The organism is Glaesserella sp., assembly GCF_041814905.1.
In the GTDB taxonomy this organism is placed as follows: Bacteria; Pseudomonadota; Gammaproteobacteria; order Enterobacterales; family Pasteurellaceae; genus Glaesserella.
Genome location: NZ_JBGXYA010000009.1, coordinates 67,285 through 82,735, shown reverse-complemented (window position 1 = coordinate 82,735; position 15,451 = coordinate 67,285). Strand labels below are relative to the sequence as shown.

Below are 15,451 nucleotides of genomic sequence, written 5' to 3'. Positions count from 1 at the left end.
CACAGATTGTCTGATAAATTGTTAAAGAGCAAAAAACAACGACGCACTGTTTAATTTAATCACTTCACAACAGTGCGTCGTTGTGTGGGGCGCATTATAGAGATTTTAGAATTCCGCGCAAGCGATTTTTGCAAAATTTTTTGAGAAAATTATTTAACGAATCAAAATTAGTACAATTTGTTGTTTTATTCTACGCAAAAAACTATTCGGATAATTCCAAAACCGTTAAAGTCGGGAATCCCCAACTCTGTACCAATTCTTTATAAAAACTCTTTTCACTTAATGGTTTGGTGCAAAAAGCCGCATTTTCACTTTGTTTGTTTCCGTTTTGAGAATAGGAATTCAATAACGCAACAACCCGCTTAGCAATACCCGCGCTAGGATCGACGAAAAACTTTACTTGTGGTAACAGCTGCTGTAATTCCTCTTTTACCAAAGGGAAATGGGTGCAACCAAAAATCACGGTATCTAGGGTCGGATAATTCAGCCACGGCTCGACTACTTTTTGTAAGCGTCGCATATCAACAATGCCGGTTTGTTGTTTTTCTTCAACAATTTCAACAAGATCCGTCGTACCTATTTTTTCTACAACACAATCATCCGCATATTTATGGATAAGATCCGCCACATAAGGGCGTGCGACCGTACCTTTAGTCGCTAATAAGCCGATTGTTTTAGTCTGCGAAACTTTTGCAGCCGGTTTAATCGCCGGGACAGTACCAACCACCGGAATCGAAAATTTCTCGCGCAGTGCCGGCAAAACGACGGTACTGGCGGTATTACACGCGACAACCACCATATTAAGCGGGTAGTTTTCGGCAATTTTTTGCACAATTTTAACCGCTCGTTCAATCAAAACGGCTTCCGATTTTTCGGAATATGGAAAATAGGCGTTATCGAAACAGTATAAATAGTGAGCGTTTGGCAGGCTGGCGCGAATCGCATCATAGATGGTCAAACCGCCCATACCCGAGTCATATAAAAGAATTGTTGGTTTCATTATCAGTACTCACCATAAAAAATTGGCGGAAATGCTACTCTTTTCTTGTTTATCGTTCAAATGGAAATTGCGGAAGAAAAAGTTCGCAAATTTCAATCGGATACTGTTGAAGGTGTAATAGGGAACGGCGTGCATAAAGTCCCGATTGTAGATCTTGCTGCCATTCCAACGTTTGCCTTTTTGGATTTTGAGGAAAAAGCCATAAGCCGATAGGCTGATTACCCAGAGTTAAAACGTCCTGTGCTACATTGTCGATCGTTATTTTCGGCAATCTGGTTTGAGCAAAAATCCAATTTTGTTCACCGCATTTCAATATCACTTCACGCAGCCAACAAGCGGTCTGTTTTTTGGTTTTTTTTGCAAAATTTTCGTCGAAACCGACCGCTTGCCAACCCTGATTAATCACCTCGACGCTCAAGTTCGGGCAAATCTGTTGTAATTTTTCAGTAAGAGAATCCGAATGAAATAGCCAATTAGCAACGGCTGTAGGCAGATGAATTTCATCTGTCTGCCAATTTGAACGGAATAAAATATTGCGGTAAGCCGAAAAATATTGCATTGTCGTGATTAAAAAATTTTTGACTATTATAAATGAGCTTGCAAAGTTTTTGTAAAAAATGACCGCTTGTTATGCGTTAGAATACATTGTTTTCTCATCCAACCAACGACGAATAAGCGATTTAGCAATTTCAGGGTAAGTGACAATTAACTGTTTTGCATAATTTTGCACCAATGGAATCATCTTACGATCTCGCATTAAATTTGCGATTTTGAACTCTGCCATTCCCGTCTGTTTTGTGCCTAGTACTTCGCCCGGTCCACGAATTTCCAAATCTTTTTCAGCAATCACAAACCCGTCTTGGCTGTCTCTCAGCACCTGTAACCGCTTAGTTGAAATTTTACCCAATGGGGCTTTGTACATCAAGACACAATGGGAAGCCGTCGCCCCACGCCCGACACGCCCACGCAGTTGGTGCAACTGTGCCAGCCCCAAGCGTTCGGAATTTTCGATAATCATCAAACTGGCATTCGGCACATCTACACCGACTTCAATCACCGTTGTTGCCACTAACAAATCAATATCTGCCGCCTTAAATTCCGCCATAATCGCCTGTTTTTCTTGCGGTTTCATTCGCCCGTGAACCAAGCCGATACGCAAATCGGGCAAGGCTCGTTGCAAATCTTCGGCAATCGCCGCCGCCGCTTGTGCTTCCAACACTTCCGACTCGTCGATCAGCGTACAAACCCAATAGGCTTGGCGTTTTTCATTTTTACAGGCTTGATAAACACGGCGAACCACTTCATCTCGGCGATCTTCTGAAATCGCCACCGTCGTAATCGGCGTTCGCCCTGGGGGAAGTTCGTCAATAATGGAGGTATCCAAATCGGCATAAACAGTCATCGCTAAGGTGCGTGGAATAGGCGTTGCGGTCATAATCAACTGGTGCGGATACACATCGCCCTTCGCCCCTTTTTCTCGTAAGGTTAAACGCTGATGTACGCCGAAACGGTGCTGTTCATCAATAATCACCAACGCCAAATTATTGAACTCGACCTGATCTTGAAACAGGGCGTGCGTGCCGATAATCATATGAACATCGCCATTTTTAATCGCTTCCAACTGAGCGGTTCTCGCTTTGCCTTTCACCTTGCCGGCTAACCAGCCCACTTCGATCCCAAAAGGTCGTAACCAGTTGGCAAAATTGTGGGCGTGTTGCTCGGCGAGAATTTCGGTCGGAGCCATTAACGCTACCTGTTTACCATTGTCAATCGCCAACAGTGCTGCCAATGCTGCCACAAGGGTTTTGCCTGAACCCACATCGCCTTGCACCAGTCGCATCATCGGGAAAGGTTTCGCCAAGTCCTGTTCAATCTCTGCGGTTACACGGCTTTGGGCGTTAGTCGGCTGAAACGGCAAAGTCGCCAAAAAGCGTTGTTTTAAATCGGTTTGATAACGTAGCGGTTCGGCAAAATGTTGTTGCACGCCCATTCGCACCTGTTGCATTGCCAAATTATGTGCCAACAACTCTTCAAAAATCAGCCGTTTTTGTGCAGGGTGTTCGCCTTTATCTAACAATTCGGACGACACACTCGGTGGCGGTCGATGTAACAACCGCAAGGCTTCTTTTAAGCTATATTTGTGTGGATTAAATTCATCGGGAAGCAATTCTGCCACTTGCACACGCTCAAGTAACGCCAAGGCTTGATCGGTTAATTTACGCAAAGAGGCTTGTTTCAAGCCTTCGGTCGTCGGATAAATCGGTGTCAATGTTTCTGCCAGCTCAAGCGGTTGGTTTCCCCGAATAATTTGATATTCAGGGTGATGAATTTCTGCCATAAAGCGCCCGCGTTTAACTTCGCCGAAAGCTTTTACCCGCACACCGGCGACCAAGCTGTTTTTCATTCCTGCATTAAAATTGAAAAATTTGAGCGTAATTTTGCTACTACCGTCGGAAAGTACCGTTGAAAGAATCGGGCGCTTACCAAACTGCACTTCGGTCAGTTGCACAATGCCTTCAATTGTGGCGTAAGATTCGGGACGCAGGTCAATGATCGGTGTGATGCGCGTGCGATCTTCGTAGCGCATCGGTAAGTGGAACAGTAGATCTTGCACATTATTAATGCCGATCCGACTGAGTTTCTCTGAAATCGCCGCCCCGACACCCGAAAGGGCGGTTAGCGGCACACCGTCTAATAGTTGTTTGCTCATTTGCAAATTATGTGGAAGATCTGACCGCTTGTACCACGCTTGAAAGATGGCTGAGTTTGTTCAGAATCGCTTGTAAATGGGCTTTATCTTTTACGCTGATGAGCAATACGACCTGATAAATCCCACCCTCTCGCGCTTGGCTTTGAATGCTGAGAATATTGCTATTCATTTTTGCGATCGTCGTGGTGATCTCCGCCAAAACCCCTTGTTGATTGAAAATATCGACGCACAGTTCCGCCTCGAATTCAATCGCTTTATCTTTTGCCACTTCCCAAGTTACCGGTAAATAATTACGTTGATCAATGGCAGCGTCTTTCACATTACGACAACCGATACAATGAATCATTAATCCTTTACCGGAGCTGATGTGCGCAATAATATCGTCCCCCGGCACAGGTAAACAACATTTGGCAAAGCTGATTAAACCGCTATCCACACCTTGAATGGCAAGCGGCTGATTGTTTTCCGGATTGCCGTCGGTATCAATTTGTAATTTTTGCCCGGAAAGACGTTGTGCAATAACACCACTAATCTGGTTGCCTAAGCCGATCTCCGCCAATAAATCTTCGAAGGTCGCCAGTTTTAATTCCTCTAAAACCGATTGAATTGCAAGCGGTTCGATTTCATCAAAATTTTGCAAATTTAAAGCGAGCAATAATTGACGGCGACCTAACGAAATAGCTTCATCGCGCTGTTGCCGTTTTAGCGTGCTGCGAATACTGGAACGTGCTTTCGCCGTTACCACAAAATTGAGCCATAACGCATTCAAACGAATACTGTCCGCCGTTTGAATTTCAATGGTTTGCCCGGATTGTAAAGGCTGTGACAAAGGATATGGATTGTGGTCAACCACCGCGCCGATACAACGATCGCCCACGTCAGTATGCACCGCGTAAGCAAAATCGACCGGTGTTGCTTTTGCCGGCAGCTGAACGATACGGCCTTTCGGCGTGAAGACATAAATATCGCTTGAAAATAAATCCGACTTAACGTTTTCGATAAACTCTGCCGAATTCCCTGCACTTTGCTGCATTTCCACAATGCTTTTCAACCACTGTTGAGCGCGAAGCTGTACGCTGGTATTGGCGTGGTCTTGATATCCCCAGTGGGCTGCAACCCCCAGTCTCGCCATTTGGTCCATTTCTTCGGTACGAATCAATACATCCACCGGCACGCCTTTCGGACCAATCATTGAAGTATGTAACGATTGATAACCGTTGGTTTTCGGCACAGCAATGTAATCTTTTACTTGGAACGGGCGTGGTTTGTAGAGCGAGTGCATCTGCCCCAAGACGCGATAGCAGTTATCTACGCTGTCTACCACAACACGGAAAGAATAAATATCTAAAATAGAATTAAAATGTTGTTCGTTTTGGCGCATTTTTTCATACAGATAATAGAGCGGGCGCTCTTTACCGTAAATACGTGCTTTAATCCCGACTTCATCTAACCTTGCTTGAATTTCAGATGAGATGCGTTTGATCATTTCCTGATGTGAGCCGCGCGCCATATCAATCGCTCTTTTCATAATCCGATAACGGTGCGGATACATTGCTTCCAAGCAAAGGTCTTCTAATTCGTTTTTGATATGTTCGATACCCAAGCGGTGGGCGAGCGGGGTGTAAATTTCGAGAGTTTCTTTGGCGATACGACGGCGCTTGTCAGGCCGTAGCGACCCCAGTGTGCGCATATTATGCGTACGGTCGGCAAGTTTGATTAATACCACACGAATATCTTTGGTCATCGCCAAGATCATTTTGCGGAAGTTTTCCACTTGCGCTTCTTGTCGGGTACGAAATTTCAGTTTGTCGAGTTTGGAAACACCTTGCACAATTTCTGCTGTGCTGCTACCGAATTCTTCCGCCAATTGAGCTTCGGTATAAGGGGTATCTTCAATCACATCATGCAACAATGCCGCCATGACGGCTTCATGATCCAATTTCATTTCTGCAATAATGCAGGCAACGGCAACAGGATGGGTAATATAAGGTTCGCCGCTAGAACGAAATTGACCTGTATGAGCATCCCGCGCAACTTCGTAGGCACGTTTGACGATTTCAATTTTATCAGCGGGCAAATACCCCTGAATAATAGCATTAAGATCTTCAAAATATTCCATGTAGCCCCCAACAGCAAACGGATATGGCATTGAACGCAGAGAATAGAACATTGCAAATTTATTGCCGAATCCGACCGCTTGCAAACGGTCGGAACATCTACAACGTTCAATCGATGGGATTACGAATTTGCTTGTACATCGGCAAGGAAAGAGATCGCTTCTCTTTCTGCCGCTTCTAATTGAAGTGATTCGATGTTTTCTTGCTGATCCATAATTTGGTTGTTGATCAAACCTTCTTCAATTTCGCGTAGTGCGATGACTGTCGGCTTATCATCTTCTTCCGGCACAAGCGGTTCACGGGTGTGAAGCTGTAATTGTCTTGCACGGCGCGCCGCCGTCAAAATCAAATCAAAACGATTGCCCACTTTTTCTACTGCATCTTGTACGGTTACACGAGCCATTATTTACTCCGAATTTTGTGAAATTTAGACTTACTAAAAGGAGGGAGATTATACAGAAGTTAAACGCGAGAAACAATGCCGCCCGCCGGTCCTCTACATAAATTTATCAGCTTTCGTCTTTATCGTGATGGCAATATCCTTTCAAAATATGTCCTAACCGTTTGGTATTATGCTGAAAATTACGGCATTTCGGGCAAATCCAAAGGTGCAGCTGCAAACGCATCTGTTGCAACAAATTGAGTTGTTGATCACAAGACAATGAAATCAATTCCGTGGCCTGTTGACATTTCATTTTGATTCCTCACTAAACCAGTTCAGAGACAAACACTCCTGTAGACGCAAACGCGCCCGGTGAAGCAACACATTTAAGTTAGTCAGTGAAATCTCGCATTCGCAACAAATTTCGCTGCTACTCATTTCCAAATGCTCGCGCATCATAAAAACCCGAGCCTGCTGGGCGGGTAACTTATTTAAACAAATATCCACAATTGCCCAAAATTCCTTTTGATAGGTTGCTTGATCAACACCTTGCCATTCCGTCACATCCCGCTGTTCCAACCAATGCCCGTGTTGGTCGAAAAACGCCTCCTGCGACTCCTCTTCACATAATTCGCTGACCGGTACAAGTTTGTGTCGCTTTTTAATTAAATCGACGATTTTGTTCTTTAAAATAGCGAATATCCATGTTTTCAGTGCCGCTTCACGCCGAAATGACTCGGCGTACTTATAAGCGTTGGTTAATGCCTCTTGAACGACGTCCTCGGCTAAATCTTTATCGGCAAGTTGCAACATGGCAAATTTCACCATTTGGTGTCGAATGTCATCGATTTGTTCGGAAGTTAACGTATTCATCGTGTATCTATCCTCAAAATAATATTAAATTCACTGTAAGTATTTTAGATCATTTTCGTCAAATATAAGCAAATTATGTTATTTGGGAGAAATCATTGATGAAAAAATTAACCGTTCAAGACATCACACCGGAAACCGTTTTTCACCAACGCCGTAAAATTATTGCTGCTTTCGGGTTAGGGCTTGCGGCTTCAGCGTTGCCGAAAAGCGTGTTTGCCGAAGAAAAACCGGTGCTCAACGCTCTAGACTTTACTCGAGATAAGGATAACGGGTTAATCCTAACGCCCGAGAGCAAAGTCACCGGCTATAATAACTTTTACGAATTCGGTGTCGATAAAAGTGCACCGGCACAGAATGCCCGACAATTTAACGTCGATCCGTGGACACTTGAAATTGACGGCGAAGTAGAAAATCCTTTCCGTTTAAATTATGCGCAATTATTCGATACTTTTCCGTTAGAAGAACGCATTTACCGTTTTCGTTGCGTCGAAGCTTGGGCGATGGTTGTACCGTGGATCGGTTTTGAATTAGCCCGCCTCATTGAAAAAGCCAAACCGACAAGCAAAGCCAACTATGTCGTATTCCATACACTTTATGATCCGGAACAAATGCCGGGGCAAAAAAACCGTTTATTGGGCGGCAGCATTGATTATCCGTATGTTGAAGCGTTGCGTTTGGATGAAGCGTTGCACCCGCTGACGTTGCTTTCCGTCGGTTTATACGGTAAAGCCCTACCGCCGCAAAACGGCGCGCCTATTCGCTTGGTCGTGCCGTGGAAATACGGGTTTAAAAGCATCAAATCGATTGTCAAAATCACATTTTCGGAAACCCGTCCCCTGACCACGTGGGAAAAACTCGCCCCGCACGAGTACGGCTTTTATGCCAACGTTAATCCGAACGTGGATCATCCCCGTTGGTCACAAGCCTCCGAACGGGTTATCGGCAGTGGCGGACTACTGTCAACCAAACGTCAACCGACACTCATGTTCAACGGCTATGAAAACGACGTCGCATATTTATACCATGGATTAGACTTGAAGGTGAATTACTGATGTTAACGCTATTACGTATTTTCATTCATCTCGGCTGTGCCGCGCCTCTGATTTGGCTGGCACAAGTTCTGTTAAGCGGAAATGAAGCGACATTGGGTGCGGATCCCGTCAAAGAATTGATCCATTTTCTCGGCTATGGCGCCATTGTTATCTTTTGCAGCATGTTTCTGCTCGGCATCGCATTGCAATGGCTTAAGAAAAACCCGTATCAAATTTTACGTCGCCCGCTGGGATTATGGACGTTTGTTTGGGTCACATTACATATCACCGCTTATTTAGTGCTGGAATTAGGGTTGGATCTTTCTCTCTTTTTTAGTGAACTGACTGCGAGACCTTATTTAATATTAGGCGGTATCGCCTTTGTGATACTCACCTTAATGGCACTTACCTCATTGCCGGCGCTTAAACGCCGCTTGGGTAAATACTGGGGAACGCTTCATCAACTTGCCTACCCGGCATTAATCTTAGCCGTAGTGCACTATTATTGGTCGGTAAAAAGCCTCACGCTTGATCCGATCATCATCGGTCTTGCGGCAATTTTCATTGTCGGCATGAAATTTTTACCGCAATGCAAAAAAATTTTTCGTTCTTAAGATTTTGTTAAGATTTGCTTGATTTAATGCACACATCAAAAGGCAACGTCCTTGCGATACACACTCAGTTCATTTAAAAAAATTTAAACAAGGAAAACAATCTATGAAAAAAGCAATTATCTTGACAACATTATTAGCCGTATCTACCGTCACCATGGCAAAAGGCGGTAACGACGACCATCGTGGTGGCTACCATGACGGCAAAGCGCAAGCCCAGCAAGGCTTCTTTTTTGATGAAAGTCTCGCGGTTAAAAGCGTAGCCGATGCACTCAAAGCGGCGGATGACACTCCGGCATTGTTAGAAGGACAAATCGTCAAACAAATCGATAAAGACGAATTTATCTTTAAAGATGCCAGCGGTGAAATCCAAATCGACGTCAGCAAACGTGCGTGGAACGGGTTAAACATCACTCCACAAGATACCATTCAAATCCGCGGTAAAGTGGACAAAGAATGGAATACCGTTGAAGTCGATGTGAAACAAATCACGAAGAAATAACCTACAAGCGGTGAGTTTTAGCAAAAATTTTGCAAAACTCACCGCTTTGTGTTTGTGGGGAACACATAATGAAAAACATCAAATTCGCCCTTTGGGGATTTTTAATCATCGTGAGCGGATTGTGGTTGATGGCAAATACCTTTCCGGAATCCTTCACTTATTTTGAATTCAGATACCTTGCCAATCAATACAGCGGTTCAATAGCCATGGGCTCGATGAGCCTTTGTATGTTATTGGCTGTGCGCCCAAAATGGCTGGAACCATGGTTGCACGGTTTAGATAAAGGTTATCGCCTGCATAAATGGCTTGGTATCACCGCATTGGTCAGTGCACTGACCCATTTTGGGTTGACGAAAGGAACGAAATGGATGGTCGGTTGGGGCTGGCTGGAAAGACCGAATAGACCTCAAAAACCGGCTGAAGCACTCAATGCACCTTTTAATTTAGAGCATTGGTTGGGAAGTTTTAAAGGTATTGCGGAAACGGCTGGCGAATGGACGTTCTATCTCGCACTTGTTCTGCTTTGTATGGCATTAATCAAACGCATTCCTTATCATTGGTTTAAAAAGTTCCACAAATGGTTAGCGGTGGTTTATCTTGGTTTAGTTTTTCACGCAGTGATTTTAATTAAATTCGATTATTGGTCACAGCCTATAGGTTGGCTTTTGGCAATCTTATTAGTTGCCGGAACGATATCCGCATTAATCGTCTTGTTTAAACGAGTCGGCGTGGCGCAAAAAAGCATTGGCACAGTCACTGAAATCCAATCATTACCGGAATGCGACAGTGTAGAACTCTTCATCGATGTACCGAATTGGCAAGGTCATCAAGCCGGACAATTTGCCTTTATCCGCAATTTGCGCAGCAATCAGGAAATACATCCGTTTACTATCGCCTCTTTTACCGCGAATTCTCTACGGTTTTTAATCAAAAATTTGGGGGACTATACCGCCGAAACCGCCCGACACTTCCGCGTGGGCGATAAAGTCGAAATCGAAGGACCTTACGGCTATTTTACGTTTAAAGACAATGTTTCAACCCAAGTTTGGGTGGGTTCGGGAATCGGTATTACCCCGTTTATCGCCCGTTTAGAGCAACTCGCACAGAGAGAAAATCAACAAAAGGTTTTTCTGTTCTATTGTTATCGTAATACGGATGAAAGATTCATTCATGAGTTACAGCAAAAGTCTGCGCAAGCTAACGTACAGTTGATCTTATGGCATTCCGCCACACAAGGGCGCTTAATGGCTTCCGATATTCGGCAAAAAACAGGTGATCTGACAAATGCCAGCCTTTGGTTCTCCGGAAACAGCCAATTTGGCGAACAACTTAAATCCGATCTACACATGGCACAATTCCATCAAGAACTGTTTGAAATGCGTTGATCACAAACGGAACAAGCGGTGAGTTTGAGCAAAAATTTTGCAAAATTCACTGTTTTTTTATATCTAAAATAAAAAAATCGAGCCGATAAAAAGATAAGAATTATTTTCAATAAAATCTATTTATTGCAGTTAATCTTTTAATTCATTTTTTTATTTTTTCAATAGAACATTTTTCACAATCCAAAGTCATAGCATTGCAATTTTTTATTGAGGTTTATTTTATGAATATTTCTTTCTCCAACTGGAGACTTTCTTCAACAACCATTATTTTCATTGTTTCTTTATACTTTACCCTTGCATTAAACCTCGGTTTTTATCAAGAAGTATTAAAAATTCAACCATTTACAGGTAAAACGGAAGATTATTTTTTATTAACTATTCCTTTTGTTTACTTTTTTGCGCTGAATATTATTCTCAATATTCTCTCTATTCCTATTCTACACAAAGTGATTGTTCCATTATTAATTATAATCAGTGCGGCAATTAGTTATAACTCTCTCTTTTTTAATATCTATTTTAATGTCGGTATGTTGGATAACGTGCTACAAACCAACGCTGCCGAAAGTACGCGTTTATTAACGCCATCTTATATTGCATGGCTTGTCTTTTTAGGCATTATTCCGGCTGTATTATACATGATGGTAAAAATCGATTATAAACCTTGGTGGAAAGAGCTACTGTTTCGTTTAGGTTCTATCTTGCTTTCCGTCGTGGTGATTTTGAGTGTAGCAAAATTCTTTTATCAGGATTACGCCTCGTTTTTCAGAAATCATAAAAATTTACCGCATTTGATCACACCGTCCAATTTCGTGGCGTCAACGGTGAAGAAAATCCGCTACTACTATCGCGATAATACGCCTTATCAGCAAATCGGTTTAGATTCCATACAGGACAAACCGGATGATTACCGCCATGTGACAATCATGGTTGTCGGAGAAACAACCCGAGCGCAAAACTGGGGCTTAAACGGTTATGAACGCCAAACCACACCAAAACTTGCAGCTCGCGGTAACGAAATCATTAACTTTCGCCACGTAAGCAGTTGCGGTACGGCAACCGCAGTTTCCGTACCTTGTATGTTCTCTGCCGCAGGAAAAGACGATTATAAAGACAGCCTTGCCCATAAGCAGGACAATTTGTTGGATATTTTACAACGGGCAAACATCGATATTTTATGGTTGAACAATAATAGCGACTGTAAAGGCGTTTGCGCACGGGTGCCGAATAAAAACATTTTAAACCTTAACCTGCCTGAATATTGTAAAGACGGCGAATGTTTGGACAATATTCTATTACCTGAAATTGAGAAAGCGTTAGCCGAGTCGAAAAGCAAAGATCTCTTTATTGTCGTGCATACCATGGGCAGCCACGGACCGACCTATTACGAACGTTATACCCCGGAAGAACGACTATTTTCTCCAACTTGTGATACAAATGAGATCAATCGCTGCTCAGACGAAGAGTTAAGAAATACCTACGACAACGGTATCGTTTATCTGGATCAGTTTTTGGATAAGATCATCCGTCAATTAGAAAAACATGAAAAATGGGAAAGTGCGCTCTATTATGTGTCCGATCACGGTGAATCGTTAGGAGAAAACGGGCTTTATCTGCACGGTGCGCCTTATTCTATTGCGCCGGATTCGCAAACTAAAGTTCCGATGATTATGTGGTTCTCTAAAGAGTGGGTAAAAAACGAACCTTTTGATTTAAATTGCGTGCGTCACAATGCTCAAACCAAGGAATTTTCTCACGATAATTTATTTCATACGATGATGAGCCTGAACGATATGGACTTAACCCTTTCCGTGTATAACCCGGAGTTAGATATTCTGGCGCAATGCCGTAAAGCGAAATAACGTTCAACAAGCGGTCGGTTTTTCGAATTATTTTGCAAAAAATTTATCGAAACCGACCGCTTGTTTATGGTTTCCCGCACGTGTCATCAGCGCCATTCTTGAATAAAAGTCTCTGATTGATAAAGAAAAAACCCACTATCGTATAAAACAGTGGGTTTAAATAAGCGTTTAGTTAAAACTACAGAATATTTTCAAATTTCTCAACCATCACTTTCGGCCACACGCTGGATTGCACTTCACCGATGTGTTTTTTACGCAATAAGAACATGGCCATACGCGATTGACCGATACCGCCACCGATGGAAAGCGGTAGACGGCCTTCCAATAAATCTTTGTGCCAGTCCATTTTTAAACGGTCTTCGTCGCCGGTTAATGAAACCTGTAAACGTAATGCCGTTTCATCTACGCGAATACCCATAGACGAAAGTTCAAATGCCGTACCGAGTTGTTCGTTCCAGACTAAAATATCGCCGTTTAAGCCTTTGTATTCGCCTTCGGAAACCGTTGTCCAGTCATCGTAGTCCGGCGCACGTCCGTCGTGAGCCTTGCCATCCGATAATTTACCGCCGATACCGATTAAAAAGACCGCGCCGTATTCTTTACAAATCGCATTTTCACGCTCTTTACTGGTTAAAGTCGGGTAACGTTTAACCAAATCCTCGCTGTGAACAAAGGTGATCTCTTTTGGTAACACAGACGGAATATCAAAACGGGCTTCTACCGCTAATTCGGTTAAACGAATGGCACGATAAATTGAACGTACTGTTTGTTTTAAGTAATCAAAATTGCGCTTACCCGCCGGAATCACTTTTTCCCAGTCCCATTGATCCACATACACAGAGTGAGTCGGATCGAGAGAATCTTCGTCCGGACGTAACGCTTTCATGTGGACGAATAAGCCTTCACCTTCTTTGAATTGGAAACGCGCTAACGTATGGCGTTTCCATTTTGCAAGCGAATGCACCACTTCAAATACTGCGCCCGGAATACATTTCACGTTTACTTGAACCGCTTTTTCAATCCCTGAAAGGTTATCTTGCATACCATTACCTACTTGGCTTAAGATAGGACCTTGAACTTCAACGATGTCTAATTGTTCGATGAGGTTTTGGGTAAAGGTGTTTTTCACAAAACTGATTTCTTGTTGTTGTAGAATAAATGATTTTTTCATAATAAATGTCTCTCGTGCTCTATGAATTGGAAAAGATGAATACAATTTAAAGGAATCTCTGAAAAATTCAATATGTATCAAACAAAATGCTTTTGCTGTTAGACACAATCTAAATTTGACACACATATTTTATATAAAATCTAACAATACACCTAAAAGGAGCAAAATTTGCATACCAATTATCAATACTCCACGCAAATTGACCAACTTGATCAACAAATTTTGCGTGTATTAACCCGAGATGCGCGTACCCCGTATGCCGAAATGGCGAAAAATTTTGGCGTTAGCCCCGGCACCATTCACGTACGGGTTGAAAAAATGCGCCAAGCCGGCATTATTGAAGGCACTAAAATCCGCATTAATGAACGTAAACTTGGCTATGACGTCTGCTGCTTTATCGGCATAATTCTAAAAAGTGCCAAAGATTACGAAAAAGTGATCGCAAAATTAAAAGATTTTGATGAAGTCGTTGAAGCCTATTACACAACGGGTAACTATTCGATCTTTTTAAAAGTCATGACGCACACGATCGAAGAACTTCACCGCGTGTTGGCAACCAAGATCCAATTAATTGACGAGATCCAATCGACGGAAACCTTGATCTCTATGCAAAATCCGATCCTGCGAGATATCAAGCCGTAGGGCAAACGTTTACCTGTGATCTCTCTCACAAATTTGCAAATTTCTTGGTAAAAACAATCGCTTGTCATAGAGACTGTCATTAGAATCAACGCATTAAACTCAAAATAGGAGAATAATGATGTCAGAAGTTTTTCACTTAGGCTTAACTAAAGCAATGTTAAAAGGCGCGAAAGTTGCCATCGTCCCGGGGGATCCGGCGCGTAGTGAGCGCATCGCTGCCAAAATGCAAAATCCGGTATTTTTAGCATCAACCCGTGAATATACCTCTTGGTTAGGCTATGTTGGCGGTCAACCTATCGTTGTTTGTTCAACCGGTATCGGCGGACCTTCCGTTTCTATCTGTGTCGAAGAGTTAGCGCAGTTGGGAGTCCGTACTTTCCTTCGTATCGGTACCACCGGTGCGATTCAACCGCATATTAATGTCGGCGATGTGCTTGTTACCACCGGAGCAGTGCGTTTAGACGGTGCAAGCCGCCATTTTGCTCCGTTGGAATATCCTGCCGTCGCAGATTTCAACTGTACCAACGCCCTTTATGCCGCCGCGAAAAACCAAGGCATTGAGCCTTATGTCGGCATCACTGCCTCCTCCGATACTTTCTATCCGGGTCAAGAGCGTTATGACACCTTTACCGGTAAAATCTACCGTAAATTCCGCGGATCATTACAACAATGGCAAGAATTGAATATAATGAATTTTGAAATGGAATCCGGCACATTATTCACAATGTGTTCTGCCCTTGGTTTAAAAGCGGGGATGGTTTCAGGGGTAATTGTAAACCGCACTCAACAAGAGATTCCGAACGAAGCAACCATTAAAGGCACGGAAGATCGTGCGGTGGGCGTGGTGGTGGAAGCTGCCGGAGCATTGGCTGCGGCGTATACGTAAAGCGCCTTAAAACAGCCTAATTAATTGATTTTAAATAAAACTTCTGCGCCCAATCTAAGGCGGAAGTGATTCAACAAGCGGTCAGAAACCCGTGAAATTTTGTCTATGATACCGAAATTTGCAAAATTTTAACGAAAACGGACCGCTTGTTCTGTTTTAAATCAGAAAACTTCCCGCTTTTTCTTGACGATTTGCGGTGAAATCTGTACCATTCGCCCGTTTTTTTACTTTGAGGATACGCATTTTGGACAGTCACAGTCGATACTTATCAGCTTTTTAACC

Annotated in this window: 15 protein-coding genes; 7 read left to right on the top strand and 8 right to left on the bottom strand. The window is 43.1% G+C overall.

Annotated features, from left to right (window positions below; all coding sequences use genetic code 11):
• Positions 1 to 202: 202 nt before the first annotated feature.
• From murI to ACEYJ7_RS01400, 7 genes are all read right to left on the bottom strand, one after another.
• Positions 203 to 1,000: a glutamate racemase gene (murI, locus tag ACEYJ7_RS01430; RefSeq protein ID WP_373777241.1), complete on the bottom strand. Its 798-nt coding sequence runs from the start codon at positions 998 to 1,000 to the stop codon at positions 203 to 205.
• 49 nt (positions 1,001 to 1,049) lie between these two features.
• Positions 1,050 to 1,559 carry a chorismate lyase gene (locus ACEYJ7_RS01425; protein WP_373777240.1) on the bottom strand — a complete coding sequence of 170 codons (510 nt, stop codon included), beginning with the start codon at positions 1,557 to 1,559 and terminating at the stop codon, positions 1,050 to 1,052.
• 69 nt (positions 1,560 to 1,628) lie between these two features.
• Entirely contained in the window at positions 1,629 to 3,710 is a 2,082-nt protein-coding gene (gene recG, locus ACEYJ7_RS01420; RefSeq protein ID WP_373777239.1) for an ATP-dependent DNA helicase RecG, read from the bottom strand.
• A 7-nt stretch (positions 3,711 to 3,717) separates the two neighbouring features.
• Positions 3,718 to 5,829 carry a bifunctional GTP diphosphokinase/guanosine-3',5'-bis pyrophosphate 3'-pyrophosphohydrolase gene (gene spoT, locus ACEYJ7_RS01415; RefSeq protein ID WP_373777248.1) on the bottom strand — a complete coding sequence of 704 codons (2,112 nt, stop codon included), beginning with the start codon at positions 5,827 to 5,829 and terminating at the stop codon, positions 3,718 to 3,720.
• Between the two features lie 119 nt (positions 5,830 to 5,948).
• Complete coding sequence (gene rpoZ / locus ACEYJ7_RS01410) at positions 5,949 to 6,230, bottom strand: DNA-directed RNA polymerase subunit omega (protein WP_373777238.1); 282 nt, start codon at positions 6,228 to 6,230, stop codon at positions 5,949 to 5,951.
• 106 nt (positions 6,231 to 6,336) lie between these two features.
• The gene (locus ACEYJ7_RS01405) at positions 6,337 to 6,522 is read right to left on the bottom strand and encodes a zf-HC2 domain-containing protein (protein ID WP_373777237.1); all 186 of its coding nucleotides are present in this window, start codon (positions 6,520 to 6,522) and stop codon (positions 6,337 to 6,339) included.
• The gene (locus ACEYJ7_RS01400; RefSeq protein WP_373767956.1) at positions 6,519 to 7,082 is read right to left on the bottom strand and encodes a sigma-70 family RNA polymerase sigma factor; all 564 of its coding nucleotides are present in this window, start codon (positions 7,080 to 7,082) and stop codon (positions 6,519 to 6,521) included. Before ACEYJ7_RS01400 ends, ACEYJ7_RS01405 begins: the two co-directional genes overlap by 4 nt.
• A 98-nt stretch (positions 7,083 to 7,180) precedes the next feature.
• Between ACEYJ7_RS01400 and msrP the strand changes: the two genes are divergently transcribed.
• The 5 genes from msrP to ACEYJ7_RS01375 all read left to right on the top strand — a co-directional run bounded on the left by msrP (position 7,181) and on the right by ACEYJ7_RS01375 (position 12,470).
• A complete protein-coding gene (gene msrP, locus ACEYJ7_RS01395) occupies positions 7,181 to 8,134 on the top strand; it encodes a protein-methionine-sulfoxide reductase catalytic subunit MsrP (RefSeq protein ID WP_373777236.1) in 954 nt (317 codons plus the stop codon).
• The gene (msrQ, locus tag ACEYJ7_RS01390) at positions 8,134 to 8,727 is read left to right on the top strand and encodes a protein-methionine-sulfoxide reductase heme-binding subunit MsrQ (RefSeq protein ID WP_373777235.1); all 594 of its coding nucleotides are present in this window, start codon (positions 8,134 to 8,136) and stop codon (positions 8,725 to 8,727) included. Before msrP ends, msrQ begins: the two co-directional genes overlap by 1 nt.
• Before the next feature lie 103 nt (positions 8,728 to 8,830).
• A complete protein-coding gene (locus ACEYJ7_RS01385) occupies positions 8,831 to 9,226 on the top strand; it encodes a YgiW/YdeI family stress tolerance OB fold protein (protein ID WP_373777234.1) in 396 nt (131 codons plus the stop codon).
• Between the two features lie 68 nt (positions 9,227 to 9,294).
• On the top strand, positions 9,295 to 10,611 hold the full coding sequence (locus tag ACEYJ7_RS01380) for a ferric reductase-like transmembrane domain-containing protein (RefSeq protein ID WP_373777233.1): 1,317 nt from the start codon (positions 9,295 to 9,297) through the stop codon (positions 10,609 to 10,611).
• Between the two features lie 221 nt (positions 10,612 to 10,832).
• Entirely contained in the window at positions 10,833 to 12,470 is a 1,638-nt protein-coding gene (locus tag ACEYJ7_RS01375; RefSeq protein WP_373777232.1) for a phosphoethanolamine transferase, read from the top strand.
• A gap of 178 nt (positions 12,471 to 12,648) precedes the next feature.
• Here ACEYJ7_RS01375 and asnA read toward each other — a convergent pair whose 3' ends face one another.
• Positions 12,649 to 13,641, bottom strand: coding sequence for an aspartate--ammonia ligase (asnA, locus tag ACEYJ7_RS01370; protein WP_373777231.1), 993 nt, complete (start codon positions 13,639 to 13,641; stop codon positions 12,649 to 12,651).
• A 168-nt stretch (positions 13,642 to 13,809) separates the two neighbouring features.
• Between asnA and asnC the strand changes: the two genes are divergently transcribed.
• Positions 13,810 to 14,283 (top strand): transcriptional regulator AsnC, encoded by a 474-nt coding sequence (asnC, locus tag ACEYJ7_RS01365; protein WP_373777230.1) that lies wholly within the window; start codon positions 13,810 to 13,812, stop codon positions 14,281 to 14,283.
• Positions 14,284 to 14,401: 118 nt separating this feature from the next.
• On the top strand, positions 14,402 to 15,169 hold the full coding sequence (gene udp, locus ACEYJ7_RS01360; RefSeq protein ID WP_373777247.1) for a uridine phosphorylase: 768 nt from the start codon (positions 14,402 to 14,404) through the stop codon (positions 15,167 to 15,169).
• Positions 15,170 to 15,451 lie beyond the last annotated feature (282 nt).

Bases quoted from the DNA above. Each gene is read 5' to 3' on its own strand.
- murI (WP_373777241.1), bottom strand. From the start codon at position 1,000: ATGAAACCAACAATTCTTTTATATGACTCGGGTATGGGCGGTTTGACC.
- ACEYJ7_RS01425 (WP_373777240.1), bottom strand. From the start codon at position 1,559: ATGCAATATTTTTCGGCTTACCGCAATATTTTATTCCGTTCAAATTGG.
- recG (WP_373777239.1), bottom strand. From the start codon at position 3,710: ATGAGCAAACAACTATTAGACGGTGTGCCGCTAACCGCCCTTTCGGGT.
- spoT (WP_373777248.1), bottom strand. From the start codon at position 5,829: ATGGAATATTTTGAAGATCTTAATGCTATTATTCAGGGGTATTTGCCC.
- rpoZ (WP_373777238.1), bottom strand. From the start codon at position 6,230: ATGGCTCGTGTAACCGTACAAGATGCAGTAGAAAAAGTGGGCAATCGT.
- ACEYJ7_RS01405 (WP_373777237.1), bottom strand. From the start codon at position 6,522: ATGAAATGTCAACAGGCCACGGAATTGATTTCATTGTCTTGTGATCAA.
- ACEYJ7_RS01400 (WP_373767956.1), bottom strand. From the start codon at position 7,082: ATGAATACGTTAACTTCCGAACAAATCGATGACATTCGACACCAAATG.
- msrP (WP_373777236.1), top strand. From the start codon at position 7,181: ATGAAAAAATTAACCGTTCAAGACATCACACCGGAAACCGTTTTTCAC.
- msrQ (WP_373777235.1), top strand. From the start codon at position 8,134: ATGTTAACGCTATTACGTATTTTCATTCATCTCGGCTGTGCCGCGCCT.
- ACEYJ7_RS01385 (WP_373777234.1), top strand. From the start codon at position 8,831: ATGAAAAAAGCAATTATCTTGACAACATTATTAGCCGTATCTACCGTC.
- ACEYJ7_RS01380 (WP_373777233.1), top strand. From the start codon at position 9,295: ATGAAAAACATCAAATTCGCCCTTTGGGGATTTTTAATCATCGTGAGC.
- ACEYJ7_RS01375 (WP_373777232.1), top strand. From the start codon at position 10,833: ATGAATATTTCTTTCTCCAACTGGAGACTTTCTTCAACAACCATTATT.
- asnA (WP_373777231.1), bottom strand. From the start codon at position 13,641: ATGAAAAAATCATTTATTCTACAACAACAAGAAATCAGTTTTGTGAAA.
- udp (WP_373777247.1), top strand. From the start codon at position 14,402: ATGTCAGAAGTTTTTCACTTAGGCTTAACTAAAGCAATGTTAAAAGGC.